This is a genomic window from Pseudoxanthomonas sp. Soil82 (genome assembly GCF_040446535.1).
GTDB lineage: Bacteria > Pseudomonadota > Gammaproteobacteria > Xanthomonadales > Xanthomonadaceae > Pseudoxanthomonas > Pseudoxanthomonas kaohsiungensis.
In genome coordinates, this window is the sequence record NZ_JBEAAK010000004.1 from 67540 (window position 1) to 86218 (window position 18679).

Sequence of the window (18679 nt, forward strand, 5' to 3'; positions counted from 1 at the left end):
AACCCATCCCTGCGGGCGACCCGACGCCATCGGCACAGGCGACTCCCTCGTTCCTCCGACGCCCGTGTCGCCCATGAGGATGGGCTCCTACAGGACGATGCGCCGGCCGCCATCGCGCGCCGAGGCGTAGATCGCATCGACCACGCGCATGTCGCGCACCCCTTCCTCGCCCGGCACCAGCGGTGCGGTGCCGCGCAGGATCGCCAGCGCATCGTCGTCCATCTGCTTGGCCTGCTGGTGCGGCACCGCGTCGGCGAAGGTCTGGCCGTCGCTGGTGCGTCCCTTCAGTCCGTCGTAGGTCTGGAAGGGCGACAACTCGTACCAGCCGCGCTCGCAGTCGGCGCGCAGGGTGTTCATGTCCTCGCCGAAGCTGGTCGCGCATTCGGCGACGCTGCCGTCGGCGAACTCCAGCGTGAAATGCATGGTCTCGTCGACGCCGTCGAACAGCTGCGGACGCCGGACCTCCTGCCGCGCGGTCACCGCCACCGGTTCCTGGCCCTTCGTGTAGCGCGCGGCGTTGAGGGAGTACACGCCCATGTCATACATCGCGCCGCCGCCGTGCTGCGGCAGCAGCCGCCAGGGCTTGTGGGCCGGATCGACGTCGTCGTAGGCATTGAAGCCGGCGTCGGCGCGGATCTTGAGGATCCGGCCGTAAGGCTGCTCGCGGGCCATCGCCATCAGCCGCCGGGTGTTGGGTTCGTGCTGGAGGCGATAGCCGATGGTCAGCTGCACCTTGTTGCGGCGGCAGGCGTCGACCATCTTCTGGCCCTCGGCCGCGTCCATCGCCATCGGCTTCTCGCACCACACGTGCTTGCCGGCGTTGGCCGCGCGCAGGGTCAGCGTCATGTGCAGGTCGTTGGGGGTGACGATGTAGACCGCCTGGATGTCGGGATTGTCGGCAATGCGATCGAAGTCGTCGTAGCTGTAGACGTTGCGGTCGGGGATGCCGTGCTTCTCCTGCCAGGCCGGGATCTTGTGGGGCGAGCCGGTCACGATCCCGGCCAGGTGGCAGTGCTCGGCAAGCTGCAGCCCGGGCGCGAGCTGGTGGGTGGCGTAGCCGCCGAGCCCGACCAGGGCCACGCCGACCGAATCCTTGCGCCGGGTGCGCTTGCCGTTGTTGTCCATCGCAGACTCCGCGCGCAGGGGAAGGGAGGCGCCGATGCCGGCGCCGGCCATCGCAGCCAGCAGCTGGCGGCGGGTGAACTCCAGGGTCATGCGCTTGCCTCCGTTCGCGCCCTTGGCGCCGATGCCCTCGCACCTTAGGGCGGCGGCGCCGGCTCCGCCACCCCGGCGACGGCATGCGAGGCATGCCGCGGACGAATAGCGGGCGGCTCTCTGGCACACTGGCGCGCGCATCGCCGTCGAGGACGCCGCCATCATCCGACCGATCCCGTTCCGATACCTGGCCCTGGCCTTGACCATGCCCGCGTTCGCGCCGCAGGCCGCGGCCGACCCGGCGCCCGGCGCCAGCGTGGAGGCGCTGTTCGTGGCGCGCGATTTCGTCGCCGACGGCGTGTTCTCCCGCGGCATCGAGGGGCCGGCCACCGGACCCGGCGGCGTCCTCTACGCGGTCAGCTACGGCCGCGACGGCACCATCGGCCAGGTCCATCGACAGGCCGATGGCAGCGGCAAGGCCTCGCTGTTCGCCACCCTGCCCGACGGAAGCACCGGCAACGGTATCCGCTTCGGCGCCGACGGCACCATGTACGTGGCCGACTACACCGGCCACAACGTGCTGGCCATCGACATGGACACGCGCCAGGCGGAGGTGTTCGCCCATCTCGGCGGCGCGTTCCAGCCCAACGACATCGCGCTGGCGCCAGACGGAGCGCTCTATGCCAGCGACCCCGACTGGGCCAACAACAGCGGCCAGCTCTGGCGCATCGGCGCGGACGGCCAGGTGCGGCGCCTGGAGGCGGACATGGGCACGACCAACGGCATCGAGGTCAGCCCGGACGGCCGCCGCCTGTACGTGAACGAAAGCGTGCAGCGCAACGTCTGGGTCTACGACATCGACGCCGTGGGCGACCTGTCCAGCAAGCGCCTGCTCATCGCTTTCGCCGACCATGGCCTGGATGGCATGCGCAGTGACGTCGATGGCAACCTGTACATCGCCCGCTACGGCGCCGGGTTGGTCGCGGTGGTGTCGCCGCAGGGCGGGCTGCTGCGCGAGGTGCCGCTGCGCGGGGCCAAGCCGACCAATGTCGCCTTCGGTGGCGCTGACGGCCGTGATGTCTATGTCACCCTGCAGGACCGGGGCGCGATCGAAGTGTTCCGCAGCGACCGCCCTGGCCGGGAATACGGGCGCTGACACCGCCGGGCAGGCGGCGGCACCCAGTCCCGGCCCCTGCGACTGCCACCGGCGATACTGGCGCACCGGAGGAGGCACGACCCATGCAGCAGCTCGAACTCAAGGACCCGGCGGCGTTCGCCGCGGAATTCCTGCGCCAGACCCAACTGCAGGGCTTCGGCGCGCTGAGCAAGCGCGACCTGGAGCTGCTGGTCTACGTGCTGCTCGAACGCGACGGCGCGATCGACCGCAACGCCAGCAACCATGCCGCCGCCTCGCTGCTGCGGATCACCCCGGCCAAGCTGCGCGCGCTGCGCAGCGACGGCTATGCACGCTGGCGCCAGCTGGTGGCCGAGCCGGCCGACGTGGCCCTGCGCCGCATCCTCGGCCACGTGCTCACCGACTCCAACCTGCGTGCCGGCAGCCGCCACGTGAGCGAGCGCAGCCGCAAGGACGGCTTCCTCGCGGTGCGCGTGGAGCACCCGGACGACCGCCTGCAACTGGAGCAGGCGATCCTCGATGCCGGCGCGTTGCCGGTGTACGAGCGCAACCGCGAAGTGCTCGCGGTGCGCTTCGACACGCTGGTCGCGCTGGCCGAGCGCAGCGGCTTCCTGCAGCCGGACACCGAGGCGGTGGTGAAGGCGTTGCGCAAGCTGGCCCCGGCATCGGAGGAACTGGCCGACCTGCTGGAGAAGGACGTGACGAAGCTGCGCTGGGAGGATGCGCGCAATGCGCTCAACAGCCTCGGCGCCAAGGCCGTGTCGAGTACGGCCGAGGGTGGACTGAAGAGCCTGCTGAAGCTGGCCTTCCCGTTCCTGTAGGGCGGCATTGGCCCGGGCCTGCGCCCTCGTAGAGCGGGGCTCGCCCCGCTGCTTGTGATCGTCGGCAAAGGCAGCGGGGCAAGCCCCGATCTACGAAAGGTGCCGAAGGGGAGTGGGCGAGCCCGGATCCTCGTGCGGCCAGCGTGCGCCTTACTTCGCCAAGGTGGCGAAGACCGTGATTTCCTCGCGGTCGTGGTAGAGCTGCTTCGCACGCACCGTGAGCGGCGTTCCGGCCTGCTCTTCGAACAGGTCGAGGCACAGCCGGGTTTCCTGCCAGCGCTTCTTCATCGGCAGCTTCAGGTTGAACACCGCATGCCGGCACCAGCCTTCGGCGAACCACTTCGCCATGCGCGCGGCGACCTTGGCCGGCTGTTCGACCATGTCGCACACCATCCAGTCCAGCGGTTTGGCCGGATGCCAGTGGAAGCCGTCTGCGCGCAGGTGCTCCACCAGGCCGGTGTCGAGTACGTGCTGGCGCAGCGGTCCATTGTCGACCGAGGTCACCCGCAGGTGCTGGCGGGTGAGTACCCAGGTCCAGCCACCGGGCGCAGCGCCCAAGTCGGCGGCAGTCATGCCCGGGCGCAGCAGGTGCTCTCGCTCGTCGGCGGTCAGCAGGGCGAGGAACGCTTCTTCCAGCTTCAGCGCCGAGCGCGACGGCGCCTCGGGCAGCAGCTTCAGGCGTGGGATCCCCAGCGGCCAGGGCGCGCTGTCGCGCGGGTCGGCCAGCGCCAGCAGCGCGTGGTCGCCGGCCAGGAAGCAGACATGCAGGCGTGGCAGGCGCGCGTCTTCCTTCGCTGCCAACACGCCGGCTTTGCGCAGCGCCGGGCGCAGTGCATTGCCGAAGCTGCGCGCCAGCCCCGACAGTGGCTTGCCGGCATCCGAATCCGGATGCTCGACCCACAGGTCGCCAAAGCGCGCGCCCCCGGGCATCGCCGCCAGCAAGGGCGTGAGCCGGTCGGTGGGATCCATGCCGCGCAGTTCGGCGAACAGGCGCAGCTTCTGCCGGGCGAAGACCAGTTCGCGGAACGGCAGGGCGCGTGCCAGTGCCTGCGCGCCGGCCTCCTCGCCCGTGGCGAAAATCACGTAGCCGTCGTCGCGGCTGGCGCGGGCGTATCCGGGGATGCCCGCCCGCGCGGCGCGCTCGCCCAGTTCGGCGGCCAGTTCCGGTTCGAAGCCCTGGCGGCAGTAGCCGAGCAGTCCGTGCATGGATGGGCTGGCGGCGCTCAGTAGCGCTCGCCGCCGCCTTCGCCGTAGGCGCGCAGCACCGCGCGAGCGTCGCTGCGCAGCAGGTCGCGCTGCACGGCGATGCCGCGGCGCTCCAGCTCGCCGATCCAGTCCGCCGGCAGCGGGCCTTCGTCGAACTCGGTCAGCTCCATCACGTCCTCGGCGCGCGCGCCGATCAGCAGCCGGTCGATGCCGGCCCAGATCGTGGCGCCGTAGCACTGGCAGCAGGGCTGGGACGAGGTGGCCAGCGTGACCGGCGACAGCACGTCGTTCAGGCGCGGGGTCTGCAGGCGCTGCTGGGCCAGCATGTAGGCCATGTTCTCGGCGTGCGCCAGCGAGGTGGTATGCGGCATCACCCGGTTCACGCCGGCGGCGACCACCCGGTCATCCGGGCCGAACACCACCGCGCCGAACGGCCCGCCGCTGCGCGCCTCGACATTGCGCCGCGACAGCTCGATCGCCAGCGCGACCTTGTCCTCGTCGGAGGCGAAGGTCGCGCCCGGTTCGATCGCGTCGTGGATCCAGGCGGGCAGGGTGAGGTGGACCTGTGCGTACAGCATGGCGTTCGTACTCAGCCCGCCGCCCAGGTATCGCGCAGGGTCACGCTGCGGTTGAACACCGGCTTGCCGGGGGCATGGTCGCGGCGGTCGGCGACGAAGTAACCGGTGCGCTCGAACTGGAACGACTGCTCCGGCGCGGCCTGCGCGGCGGCCGGCTCGATCCAGCCCTGCACGGTCTTCTTCGATTCCGGGTTGAGATGGTCGCGGTAGGTCTTGCCGTCGGATTCGTCGTCGGGCTTCTCCACCGAGAACAGGCGGTCGTACAGGCGGATCTCGGCGGCCACCGCATGCTTCGCGCTGACCCAGTGGATCGTGCCCTTGACCTTGCGGTTGGCGCCCTCCATGCCCGGGCGCGATTCCGGATCCAGCCAGCCGCGCAGTTCGGTCACGTTGCCGGCGTCGTCTTTCACCACCTCGTCGATGCGGACGATGCCCGCGCCGCGCAGGCGCGCCTCGCCGCCCGGCACCAGGCGCTTCCAGCCCTTGGGCGGGACTTCGGCGAAATCCTCGCGCTCGATCCACAGCTCGCGCGCGAACGGCACCTGTCGCTCGCCCTGCGCTTCGTCCTTGGGATGGTTGGGGAACGTGAGCGACTCCTCGTGGCCCTCCGGCAGGTTCGCCAGCACCAGCCTGAGCGGCTCGACCACCGCCATGCGCCGCGGCGCGGTCGCGTCCAGGTCTTCGCGCAGGCAGCCTTCCAGCACCGAGAAGTCGATCACCGAGTTCTGCTTGCTGATGCCGACCCGGTCCACCAGCAGGCGCAGCGAGGCCGGGGTGTAGCCGCGCCGGCGCAGGCCCTGCAGGGTGTACATGCGCGGGTCGTCCCAGCCGTCGACCAGGCCCTCGCCGACCAGCTGGGTCAGCTTGCGCTTGCTCATCACGGTGTAGTTGATGTTCAGCCGCGAGAACTCGATCTGCCGCGGCTTGCCCGCTTCCTTCGGCAGGCCGTGCCGCTCCAGCGGCGCGAGCAGGTCGGGGTTGCCGGCCAGGTCGACGTTGTCCACGCACCAGTCGTACAGCGGGCGGTGGTCCTCGAACTCCAGCGTGCACAGCGAATGGGTGATGCCCTCGATCGCGTCGCCCAGGGCATGGGCGAAGTCGTACATCGGGTAGATCGGCCACTCCGCGCCGGTGTTCTGGTGCTCGACATGCTTGATCCGGTACAGCGCCGGGTCGCGCAGGTTGATGTTGCCGCTGGCCATGTCGATCTTGGCGCGCAGGGTGCGGGCGCCATCCGGGAACTCGCCGGCGCGCATCCGCGCGAACAGGCCCAGGTTCTCCTCGACGCTGCGGTCGCGGTAGGGCGAGTTGCGCCCCGGCTCGGTCAGCGAGCCGCGGTAGGCGCGGACCTCGTCGGCCGACAGGTCGCAGACGAAGGCCTTGCCATCGCGGATGAGCTTCTGCGCGGCCAGGTAGTAGACGCCGAAGTAGTCCGAGGCATGGCGCAGGCTGGCCCAGTCGAAGCCCAGCCAGCGCACGTCGTCCTGGATCGCGGCGACGAACTCGGGGTCTTCCTTGGCCGGGTTGGTGTCGTCGAAGCGCAGGTTGCAGCGCCCGCCGAATTCGGCGGCCACGCCGAAGTCCAGGCAGATCGCCTTGGCATGGCCGATGTGCAGGTAGCCGTTCGGTTCGGGCGGGAAGCGGGTGCGGATGGCCGCGTGCCTGCCGCTGGCCAGGTCCTCGCGGACGATCTGGCGGATGAAATCGCGTTTCTCCGGAGCCTGGGCCTCGGTGGGGATGGGGGCGTCTGCGGAAGCGGGGGCGTCGGACATGGGGCGGGGGCGGCGGAGGCAAACTGCAAGTCTAGCCGAGCCGCCCGCTGCAGGCGCCCACGCAGCGCGCGACCGGCCGGCCTGAACGGGTTGCGCGATTGCGCGCCGCCTTGGCCAGCGGCGCGAAGTCAGGCGTATGCTCGTTCCGGATGGGCGGACGGCGTCCGCCGGCCAGGAGCTTCCGCCATGCAGGTCGCCTATCGCGCCCACAACCTGATCGACGCCCACCTGGCCCGGCACGTGCTGGAAGACGCGGGCATCCCGGCCTTCGTCTTCGGCGAGAACCTGCTCGGCGGGGCCGGCGAGCTGCCGCTCTTCGGGGTGCTGCGGGTCTGCGTGCCGGATCCGCTGATGCCCGACGCCAGCGCGGCACTGCAAGCCGCCGGCCTGGGCGGGGACTCGACCGGGAACGACTTGCCCGAGGGCGACGGCGACCCCATCTCCATGGGCGACCCCGGCTTCCTGCCGGCCTGACGGAGCTCGCGATGACCCTCGGATCGATGCTGGGCGTTGGCGCCTGGAAACAGCGCCTGCCTCGCGACGCCGACCTGCTGCCCGGCCGCGACCAGCCGTTGCCGCTGCACAACATCCATCACGTCAGCGGCCGGCCCTTGCAGGGGGAGTTCGCCGGGATGGAGGTGGTGGATGTCGGCCTGGGCTGCTTCTGGGGCGCCGAACGCAAGTTCTGGAACCTGCCGGGCCTGTACACCACCGCGGTCGGCTATGCCGGCGGCGGCACCCCGAACCCCACCTACGAGGAAGTGTGCTCCGGACAGACCGGGCATGCCGAGGTGGTGCGCGTGGTCTACGACCCGGCGCAGGTGGACTTCACCACGGTCCTGAAGACCTTCTGGGAAAGCCACGACCCCACCCAGGGCATGCGCCAGGGCAACGACGTGGGCACCCAGTACCGCTCGGCGATCTACTGCCGCACGCAGGCCCAGTACGAGGCGGCGCTGGCCAGCCGCGACGCCTACCAGGCTTCGCTGGAGGCCTCGGGCTATCCGCCGATCACCACCGAGATCGCCTACCCGGCGCCGGCGTTCTACTACGCCGAGGATTACCACCAGCAGTACCTGTCGAAGAACCCGAACGGCTACTGCGGGCTCGGTGGAACCGGGGTGTCCTGCGCGATCTGACCTGCGTCCTCCTGTTGTAGGAGCCCATCCTCATGGGCGACCGGGCGAGCCGGATCGCGAGGCGCTGCAGGCAGGCCGAGCCGTCCCGGGTCGCCGATGAATCGGCTCCTACAAGGCCGAGAGGCCGCAGACATAGACCACTTCGCAGGCGCCGCCGCCGGTGTCGGTGCGGCTGGTGGAGCTGCGCCAGCGCCAGCCGTCGTCCGCCTGGACTTCGACCAGCCAGCCGTCGATGCGGACCTGCTGGCCGGCGCGGATTCCCGCCAGGGTCCGCGCGACCTCGGTGGACGCCGGAATCATGTGCATGTTGGCGCTGCTGCTGGCGATCTCGCGCGGCGGCAACGGCGGGTCGTCCCGCCAGCGGTAGTGGTACCAGCGGCCGGACTGGCGGATGTCCAGCCGATCGAGCACCTCGTCGCGGGCCATGCCGTCCCAGCCCAGCGCCAGGTCGGTCGGCGACCAGTCCGCCTCGCGGCCGCTGCGGTAGTCCTTGCGGGACAGCACCCGGCCGTCGAGGCTGAAGCCGGCCAGCGGCACCAGCCTGGACCCGGCCATCGGGAACGGCGCCAGCCCGCCGGGGACATCGCTCTGCAGCGGCGGACCGCTGCGGGTGATGGACGGCGGCAGGGGGCAGCCACTGCTGCCGGCATGCACGGCCGCCGGCAGGGCCTCGCCGCGGCCCGGCCGGGCGGAGAACCACCAGCCGGCCAGGCCGAGCAGCAGGCAGGCCAGCAGCACCCGGTTGAGCGTCACCGGGCGCCCCGGCGTCAGGCCAGGCGCTGGGCGATGTCCGAACGCAGCGCGTCCAGGTCCTTGGCGAAGGCGGCGATGCCCTCGGCCAGCTTCTCGCTGGCCATCGCGTCGGCAGCCAGGTCGGCGTCGAAGCGGGCCTGGTCGACCGGTGCGATCACCCGTTGCTCGCGCGCCGGCGCCACGAGCTTGCGCTCGACCGTGCCGGTGGAGGCGTCGAGCTGCTCGAGCAGGTCCGGCGAGATGGTCAGACGGTCGCAGCCGGCCAGCGCGAGCACCTGCTCGACCGAGCGGAACGAGGCGCCCATGACCACGGTGGCGGCGCCGCGCTTCTTGAACTCGGTGTAGACCCCGCGCACGAACACCACGCCCGGATCCTCGTCGATGCTCGCCGGCACCTGGCCGTGGGCCTTGTACCAGTCGAGGATGCGGCCGACGAACGGGGAGATCAGGAACGCGCCGGCCTCGGCGCAGGCGATGGCCTGGGTCGGGTTGAAGATCAGGGTCAGGTTGCAGTCGATGCCCTCGGCCTGCAGCTGGCGCGCCGCCTCCACGCCTTCCCAGGTCGCGGCGACCTTGATCAGGATCTTGTCGCGGCCGATGCCGCGCTGCGCGTACATGTCCACGAACTTGCGCGCCTTGGCCACGGTGGCGGCGGTGTCGTGGGCCAGGTCGGCGTCGACCTCGGTGGAAACGCGGCCCGGGACCAGGCCGGTCAGCATCGCGCCGACGCCGACGGTCAGCCGGTCGGCGACCTCGTCGACGACACCCTTGTCGGTGGACGCCTGCGTGCGTGCCCAGGCCAGTTCGCGCTCGATCAGCTCCGCGTACACCGGCAGGCCCAGCGCCTTCTTCACCAGGGTCGGATTGGTGGTGCAGTCGACCGGGCGCAGGCGGACGATGGCGTCGTAGTCGCCGGTGTCGGCGACGACCACGGACAGTTCGCGCAGCTGCTGCAGGCGGGACGGGGCGGAGACGGTATCGGTGGCGGTCATCGGGATGTGCAATGGCTTGGGGACAGGGAGGACTGTCCATCGTAGCCTGCACGCACGCGGGCGTCTGCACGCAGCGCGGGCGAGGACACGGTTGGCGATGCAACCTTCCTCGACCCTGCGCCCGCGTATGTCCGGGCGCGTCATCGTTGCCGGGCGCCGCGCTGCACGGCCGCGATGACAGCGCTGCCTAAGCGAGGTGCCGATGTGTTAGGTTTCGCTGCCTTTTCGCGCTCACCGACCACGCCACCGAATCCCCACATGACCGACCATCTGCGCCGCACCAAGATCCTCGCCACCCTCGGACCGGCCACCGATGCGCCGGGCGTGCTGGAGGCGCTGTTCCGCGCCGGCGTCAACGTCGTCCGCCTCAATTTCTCGCACGGCGACCCCTCCGGCCAGGCCAAGCGCGCCGCCGAAGTGCGCGCGGCCGCGCAACGGGTCGGTGCCGAAGTCGGCATCCTGGCCGACCTGCCGGGCCCGAAGATCCGGATCGAGCGCTTCGCCGAAGGCAAGATCACGCTCAAGGCCGGCGACCGCTTCGACCTGGTCGCCGATCCGGCCGCGCCGGCCGGCGATGCGACCCAGGTGGGCGTCAGCTACCTCGGCCTGCCCGGCGACGTGAAGCCCGGCGACGTGCTGCTGCTGGACGACGGCCTGGTGCAGTTGCAGGTGGCCGAGGTGCAGGGCGAGCGGATCATCAACACCGTCCTCACCGACGGCGTGCTGTCCGACCGCAAGGGCCTGAACAAGCAGGGCGGCGGCCTGTCGCTCGGCGCGCTGACCGAGCGCGACAAGGAGCTGATCGGGATCGTCGCCAAGATCGGCGTGGACTTCATCGCCGTCTCGTTCTGCCGCAACGCGCAGGACATGAACGACGCCCGCGCCATCGCCCGTTCGCACGGCTGCGACGCCGCGCTCGTGTCCAAGGTCGAGCGCACCGAGGCGATCGAGAACCTGGTCGAGATCGTCGAGGCTTCCGACGTGGTGATGGTCGCCCGCGGCGACCTCGGCGTGGAGATCGGCGACGCCGAGCTGCCCGGACTGCAGAAGAAGATCATCCGCGAGTCGCTGCGGCAGAACAAAGTGGTCATCACCGCCACCCAGATGCTGCAGTCGATGGTGGACAACCCGATCCCGACCCGCGCCGAGGTGCTGGACGTGGCCAACGCGGTGATCGACGGCACCGACGCGGTGATGCTGTCGGCCGAGACCGCCGCCGGCGCCTACCCGGTGAAGGCGGTCGAGGCGATGGCCCGCATCTGCCTGGGCGCCGAACGCCAGTTCCAGACCGAGACCGACTTCGGCAAGGCCGCCCGCGGCCTGGAGCGCGCCGACCAGGCCATCGCCATGGGCACCATGTTCCTGTCCCAGCACATCGGCGTGCGCGCGATCGTGGCGATGACCGAATCCGGCGGCACCGCGCGCTACCTGTCGCGCTTCCGCGCCTCGGCGCCGATCTACGCGATCACCCGCCACGACGGCGCCCGCCGGCAGATGGCGCTGATGCGCGACGTGTTCCCGATCAATTTCGACAGCCGCGGCCTGACCCCGCGCGAGGCCGCCCGCGGCAGCATCCGCCTGCTGGTCGAAGCCGGCCTGCTGGCCGCCGGCGACCGCGTGGTCTTCACCAGCGGCGAGCACATGGAAACCCACGGCGCGACCAACACCCTGCGCCTGCTGGAAGTGGGCGAAGACGGCCGCGCCAGCGGCCTGGGCGACCTCTGAGGGACCGGCGGCGGGGCGCAGGCCCCGCCGCGCGCCGCGCCGCCGCGGCTGCTTGCGGGCCACGCAGCGGCGACCCGCCTAGCCGGCCGTGCACGAGCGCGCGGCTATAATCAGCGGCCCCCTCCGCGGCGCCGCATTACCATGAGCATCGAGCAGCTTGCCGAAACCGCCCTGGCGATGGTCGCGCCCGGCAAGGGCATCATCGCGATCGACGAATCCACGACCACCATCGGCAAGCGCTTTGCCGCGGTCGGGATCGAGAACACGGAAGACAACCGCCGCGCCTACCGCGAGCTGCTGCTGACCACGCCGAAGCTGTCCCAGCATATTTCGGGCGCGATCCTCTACGACGAGACCCTGCGCCAGTCGACCCGGGCCGGCGTGCCGTTCGCCCGGTACCTGGCCGACAGCGGCATCCTGCCCGGCATCAAGGTCGACAAGGGCACGGTCGCCCTGGCCGGCTTCCCCGGCGAGCTGGTGACCGAGGGCCTGGACGGCCTGCGCCCGCGCCTGGAGGAGTACTACCGGCTCGGCGCCCGCTTTGCCAAGTGGCGTGCGGTGATCAACATAGGCGACGACATCCCGACCGGCACCTGCATCGAGGCCAACAGCCATGCGCTGGCGCGCTACGCGGCGCTGTGCCAGGAGCAGGGCCTGGTGCCGATGGTCGAGCCGGAGGTGCTGATGGACGGCGACCACGACATCGAGACCTGCTACGAGGTCACCGAGGCGGTGCTGCGCTCGCTGTTCGCCGCGCTGTACGAGCAGAACGTGCTGCTGGAAGGCACGATCCTGAAGGCCTCGATGGTCATCGCCGGCAAGGACTGCCCGGAACAGGCCGACGTGCAGGAAGTGGCCGAGTCCACCCTGATGTGCCTGAAGAGCACGGTGCCGGCGATCCTGCCCGGCATCGTCTTTCTCTCCGGCGGGCAGGAGGACGAGGACGCGACGGCGCACCTGGACGCCATGAACCGGCTGGGGCCGAACCCGTGGACGCTCAGCTTCTCCTACGGTCGGGCGATGCAGCAGGCCGCGCTGAAACTGTGGGCCAAGGACATGGATGCCAACTTCCGGAAGGCGCAGGACACCGTATTCGCCCGCGCCCGCGACAACTCCCGGGCCGCGCTGGGGCAGTGGCAGGGCGAGGGCTGATCGCCATCGCGAGCACGCCATGAAGGAACGCCGGCCTTGTGCCGGCGTTTCTTGTTGTCCGCGATACGCAACGACAACGGCAACAGGTTGCGTCGGCTTCGGCAGGAGTCCGCCGTCCTGCGCGGAGGGGGCGCACCCGAGGGATGGGACATCCCCAGGCGACGGCGGACTCCCTTCCGAAGCGGGCCAGCGCTTCTGCTTGGAATGGCTTTGGCTGTGGCTGTGGCTTGAGCTACTCGGTCCGCACGGTACCCGCCGGCACGAACACCCAGGTGCGGGTGACGTGCAGGATGTCGACCTTGTCGCCGGTGTCGGGCAGCGGCGGGAACGGTTCAGCCAGGCGGACCATGCGCAGCACCCCCTCGTCCAGCAGCGGCGTGCCGCTCGAACGCAGGATCCGCGTGCTCTCGACACTGCCGTCGCGGCGGACGCCGACGCTGACCACCACCTGGCCGCCGAGGCGCCGGCGGCGCGCTTCGTCGGGATAGTTGAGGTTGCCGATCCGCTCGGCCCGGTCCACCCAGGCGCGCAGGTAGTTGGCGTAGGCGTACTCGCGCGTGCTGGCCGAGACGAACTTGCGCGTCGGCCGCTTGGCGTACAGCTCCGAGCGCAGGTAGACCTCGGCCGCCAGTCGCGCCATCTCGGCGTCGCGCGCGGCCCGTGCTTCGCTCACTGGCGGCAAGTCGGGCACGTGCAGCGGCTCGCGCGGCTGCGCCGCGACCACGGCTTCTTCGCCGCGCCGGCTGGCGACCACCCGCGCCTGCGGCGGCGGCGCTTCCACCGCCGCACTCTGCCGCTGCGGCAGCGGCTCCTCGCCCGGTTCGGCCAGCGGGATCGCGCCGGCCTGCAGGTCGCGCGGACGCTGGGCCTTGTCGTGCTCGCCGCCGCCACGGTTGCTGGCCTGGGCCAGGAAATCGGCCTGTTCCGGGGTCAGCTCGGTCCGGGTCTGGCTGAAGATCACGTCCAGCGTGGGCACCAGCGGCGCCTCCTCCTTGAACGCGAAGCCCAGGCCCAGGATCACGATGCCGTGGACCAGCAGCGACAGCACCGCGGTGGCGTTGAGGCGCTGGCGGGGGCCGATGGGCGGCGGCGGGGCGGCGGCCGCGGCGGTCATGCGCCGGCGTCGGCCGGCGGGCCGGCTTCGATCGCGTCGAACAGCAGGCCGGCGATGTTGAGGCCGAACTGCGCGTCCAGCTCGCGCACGCAGGTCGGGCTGGTGACGTTGACCTCGGTGAGGTAGTCGCCGATCACGTCCAGGCCGACGAAGCGCATGCCGCGCCGGCGCATCTCCGGGCCGACCTGGGCGGCGATCCAGCGGTCGCGGTCGCTCAGCGGACGGCCCTCGCCGCGGCCGCCGGCGGCCAGGTTGCCGCGGAACTCGTCGCCCTGCGGGATCCGCGCCAGGCAGTAGTCGACCGGCTCGCCGTCGACCAGCAGGATGCGTTTGTCGCCGGCGACGATCTCCGGCAGGTAGCGCTGCGCGAGCGCGAGCTTGCGGCCGCCGTCGGTCAGCGTCTCCAGGATCACGTTGAGGTTGGGGTCGCCGGCCTGACTGAGGAAGATCGAGCGCCCGCCCATGCCGTCCAGCGGCTTGAGCACGACCTTCCCCTGCTCGGCGGCGAACGCCTTCAGCTCGGCCGCGTCGCGGCTGATCCGGGTCGGCGGGCAGCATTGCGGGAACAGCATCGAGGCCAGCTTCTCGTTGAAGTCGCGCAGCCCGCGCGGGTCGTTGACCACCTGCGCCCCGGCCAGCCGTGCCAGGTCCAGGACCTGGGTGTCGTAGACATACTCGGCGTCCACCGGCGGGTCCTTGCGCATCAGCACCAGCTGCCCCGGGCCGAAGGCGCGCTCGGCGAAGTCGCCCAGGGTGAACCAGCCGTCCTTGTCGTCGCGCACCGCCAGCGGCGCGGTCCGGGCCACGGCGCGGCCGTCGCGCACCGACAGCCCGCCCGGCCGCACGTAGTGCAGCCGGTGCCCGCGCCGCTGCGCCTCCAGGAGCATCGCGAAGGTGGTGTCCTTGGCGATCTTGATCGACCCGATCGGGTCCATCACCACGATGACGTCGAGGGGGGCGGTCATGGCGCGCAGGCGGGTGCCGCAGGGGAGGGACCGGTGATGGTAGCCGATCCGGCCGCCGGCACCGGCGCGTCAAAAATGCGACGCCCGTCAGGGAATGCGGCCGCTCCTGCATCCTGCCCGTTCAGGGTGGGCGCCATTATGCCGCCGGGCTTGACAGTCTCTGGCCGGACTGGGATATAGACACCTTCGCAGTGGCGCCGGAAGAAGCGCCGCGCGCATGGGGAATTAGGGTAATGACTGACAACACGGCCCCGACCGGGGCACTGGCCGGCTTGCGGGTCATGGTCATCGATGACTCCAAGACCATCCGCCGGACGGCCGAAACGCTGCTCAAGCGCGAGGGCTGCGAGGTGGTCACCGCCAGCGACGGCTTCGAGGCGCTGGCCAAGATCGCCGACCAGCAGCCGCAGATCATCTTCGTCGACATCATGATGCCGCGGCTGGACGGCTACCAGACCTGCGCGCTGATCAAGGGCAACCAGAAGTTCAAGGGCACGCCGGTGATCATGCTGTCCTCCAAGGACGGCCTGTTCGACAAGGCGCGCGGCCGCATCGTCGGCTCAGAGCAGTACCTGACCAAACCATTCACCCGCGAAGAACTGCTGGGCGCCATCCGCACGTACGTCAACGCCTGACCGGGGGGCAGGCAACAACATGGCTCGAATCCTGCTGATCGAAGACTCGCCGACCGATCGGGCGGTCTTCACCCAGTGGCTGCAGAAGGGTGGCCACCAGGTCATCCTCGCCACCAATGCCGAGGACGGCATCGAAATCGCGCGCAAGCAGCTGCCGGACCTGGTGCTGATGGACGTCGTGCTTCCGGGCATGAGCGGCTTCCAGGCCACACGCGCGCTGACCCGCGACGCGGCCACGAGCAAGATCCCGGTGCTGATCGTGAGCACCAAGAGCATGGAGACCGACCGTGCCTGGGGCATGCGCCAGGGTGCGGTCGACTACGTGGTCAAGCCGCCGCGCGAGGAAGACCTCCTCGAGCGCATCAACCAGCTGGTGACCGCCTGACATGCGCACTCCGTTCGACATCCTCGCCGACTACGAGCAGCGCAGCCTGCTGCACGCCGTGCAGCTGCCCGCGCGCGAACTGGGTCCGGAGACCTGGCGCGGGGTGGGCTACCGCGTCGGCGACCGCCGCCTGGTCTCGCAGTTCGGCGAGGTGGTCGAAATCCTGTCGATGCCGCCGGTGACCCCGGTCCCCGGCGCGCAGCCCTGGCTGCTGGGCATCGGCAACCTGCGCGGCAACCTGTTCCCGGTGGTCGACCTGAAGCTGTTCCTGGAGGGCGAGCGCACCGTGCTGCACGAAGGCCAGCGCGTGCTGGTGATGCGCCAGCAGGGCGGCGACGTCGCCCTGACCATCGACGAACTCTACGGCCAGCGCAGCTTCGGCGAGGAACAGGCGATCGACCCGGCGCCGCTGGCGCAGGGCCGCTACGGCCACTTCGTCGATCGCGCCTTCCACAGCGACGGCGCCGACTGGGGCGTGTTCTCCCTGTCGCGCCTGGCCCGCACCCCCGAATTCCGCCAAGCCGCCGCCTGAGCCGGCCGGCCCTGCACCGAACCGAGGTTACAACGCATGAGCACCGCACCGGACACCGCCAAGACCAGCCGCCTGGGTGGCGTCAGCACAGGCTTCTGGCTCGTCCTGCTGGCCCTTTCGGTGATCGTGTTCGGCCTGAACACCGGCGTGGCCACCTGGCAGGGCAGCCGCCTGGCCGGCGCCGGCACCGGCGCGGCCGACCTGCAGGTGCTCTCGCAGCAGCTGGCCAACCAAGGCCGTGACGCGGTGTCGGGCAACGCCGAGGCGTTCAAGGATTTCCGCCAGACCAAGGCCCAGATCGAGAGCACCGTGTCGGACCTGCAGGGCCGCTTCGGTGCGGAACCCGGCGTGTCCGGCCAGCTCGGCCAGCTGGTAGAGGTGTGGACGCCGCTGGGCGAAAGCGCCGCGCAGATCGTGGCCAGCGAGCCGGCGGTGCTCGCGCTGGCCGGCAACGCCGACCGTTTCGCCGGCCGCGTCCCGCAGCTGCAGGCGCAGCTCAACGAAGTGGTGCGCGCGATGACCGCCGGCGGTGCGCCGGCATCTCAGGTGTTCAGCGCGTTGCAGCAGGTCGTGGTGGCCGGCACCATGGCCCGCCGCGTGACCGAAATCCGCGCAGGCGGCCCGACCGCCGCCGCCGCCGGCGACGCGCTGGCGCGCGACGCCGTGGTGTTCGGCCAGGTGCTCGAAGGCCTGGCCCAGGGCAACGAGGAACTGGGCGTGGCCCCCGTCCGCAACGCCGCCGCGCTGGCCGCGCTGGAGCAGTCGCAGGCGCTCTGGGGCGAGATGCGCAAGGACCTGGACGCGATCCTGGGCAGCTCCAAGAACCTGTTCGCCGCGCAGGGCGCCGCGGCCAGCCTGGCCGCCGGCTCGGACGAGATGCTCGAGGCCAGCAAGAAGCTGTTCGACGCGTTCTCCGCGTTCGGATCGGTTCGCGACACGCGCCTGTTCCCGAACTTCTGGCTGGGCATCGTGTCCGGTGCGCTGGCGCTGATCTCCCTGATCGGCTTCGTCTGGACGTCGGTGCGCAGCCGCTCGCGCGAGCAGGAGATCCGCTACCAGGCGCAGGTCGAGTTCAACAGCCGCAACCAGCAGGCGATCATGCGGCTGCTGGACGAAATCAGCTCGCTCGGTGAGGGCGACCTGACGGTGAAGGCCTCGGTGACCGAGGACATGACCGGCGCCATCGCCGACGCTATCAACTACGCGGTCGACGAGCTGCGCAACCTGGTGACCACCATCACCACCACCTCGGTGCAGGTCGCGGCCTCGTCGCAGGAAACCCAGGCCACGGCGCTGCAGCTGGCCGAGGCGTCCAACCACCAGGCCGAGCAGATCACCGCCGCCTCCCAGCGCATCAACGAGATCGCGGCCAGCATCGAGCAGGTCTCGCGCAACTCGACCGAATCGGCCGAAGTGGCGCAGCGCTCGGTGGTCATCGCCGCCGAGGGCGCCGGCGTGGTGCGCGAGACGATCCAGGGCATGGACCAGATCCGCGACCAGATCCAGGAGACCTCCAAGCGCATCAAGCGCCTGGGCGAGTCCTCGCAGGAGATCGGCTCGATCGTGGAACTGATCAACGACATTTCCGAGCAGACCAACATCCTGGCGCTCAACGCCGCGGTGCAGGCCGCGGCGGCGGGCGAAACCGGCCGCGGCTTCGCGGTCGTGGCCGACGAAGTGCAGCGGCTGGCGGAACGCACCTCCGGCGCGACCCGCCGGATCGAAGGCCTGGTCCAGGCCATTCAGGCCGACACCAACGAAGCGGTCAGCTCGATGGAGCAGACCACCGCCGAAGTGGTGTCGGGCGCCCGCCTGGCCGAGGACGCGGGCACCGCGCTGACCGAGATCGAGCGCGTGTCCAACGCACTCAACGAACTCATCAAGAACATCTCGGTCGCGGCGCAGCAGCAGGCCGGCGCGGCGGCCGACATCACCAAGACGATGGGCGTGGTCCAGCAGATTTCCGGACAGACCTCGCGTGGTGCGGGACAGACCGCCGACTCGATCGGACACCTGGCGCAGCTGGCGGCTGACCTGCGCCGCTCGGTGGCCGACTTCAAGTTGCCGGCCTGAGCGTGCGACGGGGGAATGAGTCGATGAGGATGGTCATCAACAAGCGCCCGCCCGCGCCCGGCAACGCCGGCCGGCTCCGCCTCGCCGGGAGCCGCCGATGAGCGCCCTGCGCGACGCGATGAGCCACGCGGTGCTGGGATGGGTCAAGCCGGAGCTTGACGAGACCCTGCGCCAGGCGCGCAACGAGGTCGAGGCGTTCGCCGAGGATCCGGCGGATACCAGCCGCATGCGCTTCTGCGCCGGTTACCTGCACCAGGTGCAGGGAACCTTGCGCATGGTCGAGCTGTACGCCCCGGCGATGGTCGCCGAGGAGATGGAGTTGCTCGCCCAGGCGGTGCAGCAGGGGGCGGCCAGCGATCGCGACGAAGCCTGCGCGACCCTGATGCGCGGCACCGTGCTGCTGCCCGACTACCTCGAGCGACTGCAGAACGGCCACCGCGACATCCCGATCGTGTTGTTGCCGCTGCTCAACGACATCCGCGCCGCGCGCGGCGCGGCGGTCCTGAGCGAGAGCGTGCTGTTCGCGCCGGACCTCAGCGGCCCGCTG

At 70.7% G+C, this 18679-nt stretch carries 17 protein-coding genes and 2 pseudogenes; 11 read left to right on the plus strand and 8 right to left on the minus strand.

The annotated features are described in order from the left end of the window. Positions 1 to 87 precede the first annotated feature (87 nt). The gene (locus ABKA19_RS11675) at positions 88 to 1215 is read right to left on the minus strand and encodes a Gfo/Idh/MocA family protein (protein WP_353689048.1); all 1128 of its coding nucleotides are present in this window, start codon (positions 1213 to 1215) and stop codon (positions 88 to 90) included. A gap of 205 nt (positions 1216 to 1420) precedes the next feature. Here ABKA19_RS11675 and ABKA19_RS11680 point away from each other — a divergent pair, with 205 nt between their 5' ends. After that, on the plus strand, positions 1421 to 2311 hold the full coding sequence (locus ABKA19_RS11680; protein WP_353689049.1) for an SMP-30/gluconolactonase/LRE family protein: 891 nt from the start codon (positions 1421 to 1423) through the stop codon (positions 2309 to 2311). 83 nt (positions 2312 to 2394) lie between these two features. Further along, the gene (locus tag ABKA19_RS11685; protein WP_353689050.1) at positions 2395 to 3111 is read left to right on the plus strand and encodes a hypothetical protein; all 717 of its coding nucleotides are present in this window, start codon (positions 2395 to 2397) and stop codon (positions 3109 to 3111) included. Between the two features lie 150 nt (positions 3112 to 3261). Here ABKA19_RS11685 and rlmM read toward each other — a convergent pair whose 3' ends face one another. Genes rlmM through ABKA19_RS11700 form a run of 3 tightly spaced genes read right to left on the minus strand, consistent with a single transcriptional unit; the run spans position 3262 to position 6667 of the window. After that, entirely contained in the window at positions 3262 to 4317 is a 1056-nt protein-coding gene (gene rlmM, locus ABKA19_RS11690) for a 23S rRNA (cytidine(2498)-2'-O)-methyltransferase RlmM (protein ID WP_353689051.1), read from the minus strand. Between the two features lie 17 nt (positions 4318 to 4334). Next, entirely contained in the window at positions 4335 to 4895 is a 561-nt protein-coding gene (locus ABKA19_RS11695) for a nucleoside deaminase (RefSeq protein ID WP_353689052.1), read from the minus strand. Between the two features lie 11 nt (positions 4896 to 4906). Continuing rightward, positions 4907 to 6667: a glutamine--tRNA ligase/YqeY domain fusion protein gene (locus ABKA19_RS11700; protein WP_353689053.1), complete on the minus strand. Its 1761-nt coding sequence runs from the start codon at positions 6665 to 6667 to the stop codon at positions 4907 to 4909. Positions 6668 to 6853: 186 nt separating this feature from the next. Here ABKA19_RS11700 and ABKA19_RS11705 point away from each other — a divergent pair. Together ABKA19_RS11705 and msrA are read left to right on the plus strand one after the other, a co-directional pair. Then, positions 6854 to 7072 (plus strand): annotated as a pseudogene (locus ABKA19_RS11705) (putative signal transducing protein); the annotation flags it as partial. A 95-nt stretch (positions 7073 to 7167) separates the two neighbouring features. Then, complete coding sequence (gene msrA / locus ABKA19_RS11710; RefSeq protein WP_353689376.1) at positions 7168 to 7806, plus strand: peptide-methionine (S)-S-oxide reductase MsrA; 639 nt, start codon at positions 7168 to 7170, stop codon at positions 7804 to 7806. A 108-nt stretch (positions 7807 to 7914) separates the two neighbouring features. Here msrA and ABKA19_RS11715 read toward each other — a convergent pair whose 3' ends face one another. Both ABKA19_RS11715 and ABKA19_RS11720 read right to left on the minus strand, forming a co-directional pair. Beyond that, on the minus strand, positions 7915 to 8559 hold the full coding sequence (locus ABKA19_RS11715) for a hypothetical protein (protein ID WP_353689055.1): 645 nt from the start codon (positions 8557 to 8559) through the stop codon (positions 7915 to 7917). Positions 8560 to 8573: 14 nt separating this feature from the next. Continuing rightward, positions 8574 to 9551: a transaldolase gene (locus ABKA19_RS11720; RefSeq protein ID WP_353689056.1), complete on the minus strand. Its 978-nt coding sequence runs from the start codon at positions 9549 to 9551 to the stop codon at positions 8574 to 8576. Between the two features lie 258 nt (positions 9552 to 9809). Here ABKA19_RS11720 and pyk point away from each other — a divergent pair, with 258 nt between their 5' ends. Next, positions 9810 to 11276: a pyruvate kinase gene (pyk, locus tag ABKA19_RS11725; RefSeq protein WP_353689057.1), complete on the plus strand. Its 1467-nt coding sequence runs from the start codon at positions 9810 to 9812 to the stop codon at positions 11274 to 11276. A 141-nt stretch (positions 11277 to 11417) separates the two neighbouring features. Beyond that, a complete protein-coding gene (locus tag ABKA19_RS11730) occupies positions 11418 to 12428 on the plus strand; it encodes a class I fructose-bisphosphate aldolase (protein ID WP_353689058.1) in 1011 nt (336 codons plus the stop codon). A gap of 232 nt (positions 12429 to 12660) precedes the next feature. Here ABKA19_RS11730 and ABKA19_RS11735 read toward each other — a convergent pair whose 3' ends face one another. Both ABKA19_RS11735 and gshB read right to left on the minus strand, forming a co-directional pair. Beyond that, positions 12661 to 13542, minus strand: a complete 882-nt coding sequence (locus ABKA19_RS11735) for a TonB family protein (protein WP_353689059.1) — start codon at positions 13540 to 13542, stop codon at positions 12661 to 12663. Beyond that, positions 13539 to 14507: a glutathione synthase gene (gene gshB / locus ABKA19_RS11740; RefSeq protein WP_353689060.1), complete on the minus strand. Its 969-nt coding sequence runs from the start codon at positions 14505 to 14507 to the stop codon at positions 13539 to 13541. Before gshB ends, ABKA19_RS11735 begins: the two co-directional genes overlap by 4 nt. Positions 14508 to 14740: 233 nt before the next feature. On the opposite strand from gshB, the gene pilG reads away from it, so the two are divergent. The 5 genes and pseudogenes from pilG to ABKA19_RS15720 form a co-directional block, all read left to right on the plus strand. After that, positions 14741 to 15142 (plus strand): twitching motility response regulator PilG, encoded by a 402-nt coding sequence (gene pilG, locus ABKA19_RS11745; protein ID WP_162376677.1) that lies wholly within the window; start codon positions 14741 to 14743, stop codon positions 15140 to 15142. A 19-nt stretch (positions 15143 to 15161) separates the two neighbouring features. After that, on the plus strand, positions 15162 to 15527 hold the full coding sequence (locus ABKA19_RS11750; protein WP_162376678.1) for a response regulator: 366 nt from the start codon (positions 15162 to 15164) through the stop codon (positions 15525 to 15527). Between the two features lies 1 nt (position 15528). Further along, complete coding sequence (locus ABKA19_RS11755) at positions 15529 to 16059, plus strand: chemotaxis protein CheW (RefSeq protein WP_162376679.1); 531 nt, start codon at positions 15529 to 15531, stop codon at positions 16057 to 16059. A 36-nt stretch (positions 16060 to 16095) separates the two neighbouring features. Continuing rightward, positions 16096 to 18132: a methyl-accepting chemotaxis protein gene (locus ABKA19_RS11760; RefSeq protein WP_353689061.1), complete on the plus strand. Its 2037-nt coding sequence runs from the start codon at positions 16096 to 16098 to the stop codon at positions 18130 to 18132. 97 nt (positions 18133 to 18229) lie between these two features. After that, positions 18230 to 18664, plus strand: a pseudogene (locus ABKA19_RS15720) (Hpt domain-containing protein); the annotation flags it as partial. Positions 18665 to 18679: the final 15 nt, after the last annotated feature.

Excerpts from the sequence above, each read along its gene's own strand:
- ABKA19_RS11680 (WP_353689049.1), top strand. The coding sequence starts at position 1,421 with ATGCCCGCGTTCGCGCCGCAGGCCGCGGCCGACCCGGCGCCCGGCGCC.
- ABKA19_RS11685 (WP_353689050.1), top strand. The coding sequence starts at position 2,395 with ATGCAGCAGCTCGAACTCAAGGACCCGGCGGCGTTCGCCGCGGAATTC.
- msrA (WP_353689376.1), top strand. The coding sequence starts at position 7,168 with ATGCTGGGCGTTGGCGCCTGGAAACAGCGCCTGCCTCGCGACGCCGAC.
- pyk (WP_353689057.1), top strand. The coding sequence starts at position 9,810 with ATGACCGACCATCTGCGCCGCACCAAGATCCTCGCCACCCTCGGACCG.
- ABKA19_RS11700 (WP_353689053.1), bottom strand. The coding sequence starts at position 6,667 with ATGTCCGACGCCCCCGCTTCCGCAGACGCCCCCATCCCCACCGAGGCC.
- gshB (WP_353689060.1), bottom strand. The coding sequence starts at position 14,507 with ATGACCGCCCCCCTCGACGTCATCGTGGTGATGGACCCGATCGGGTCG.
- ABKA19_RS11720 (WP_353689056.1), bottom strand. The coding sequence starts at position 9,551 with ATGACCGCCACCGATACCGTCTCCGCCCCGTCCCGCCTGCAGCAGCTG.
- ABKA19_RS11755 (WP_162376679.1), top strand. The coding sequence starts at position 15,529 with ATGCGCACTCCGTTCGACATCCTCGCCGACTACGAGCAGCGCAGCCTG.
- ABKA19_RS11750 (WP_162376678.1), top strand. The coding sequence starts at position 15,162 with ATGGCTCGAATCCTGCTGATCGAAGACTCGCCGACCGATCGGGCGGTC.
- ABKA19_RS11695 (WP_353689052.1), bottom strand. The coding sequence starts at position 4,895 with ATGCTGTACGCACAGGTCCACCTCACCCTGCCCGCCTGGATCCACGAC.
- ABKA19_RS11735 (WP_353689059.1), bottom strand. The coding sequence starts at position 13,542 with ATGACCGCCGCGGCCGCCGCCCCGCCGCCGCCCATCGGCCCCCGCCAG.
- ABKA19_RS11730 (WP_353689058.1), top strand. The coding sequence starts at position 11,418 with ATGAGCATCGAGCAGCTTGCCGAAACCGCCCTGGCGATGGTCGCGCCC.
- rlmM (WP_353689051.1), bottom strand. The coding sequence starts at position 4,317 with ATGCACGGACTGCTCGGCTACTGCCGCCAGGGCTTCGAACCGGAACTG.
- ABKA19_RS11675 (WP_353689048.1), bottom strand. The coding sequence starts at position 1,215 with ATGACCCTGGAGTTCACCCGCCGCCAGCTGCTGGCTGCGATGGCCGGC.
- pilG (WP_162376677.1), top strand. The coding sequence starts at position 14,741 with ATGACTGACAACACGGCCCCGACCGGGGCACTGGCCGGCTTGCGGGTC.
- ABKA19_RS11760 (WP_353689061.1), top strand. The coding sequence starts at position 16,096 with ATGAGCACCGCACCGGACACCGCCAAGACCAGCCGCCTGGGTGGCGTC.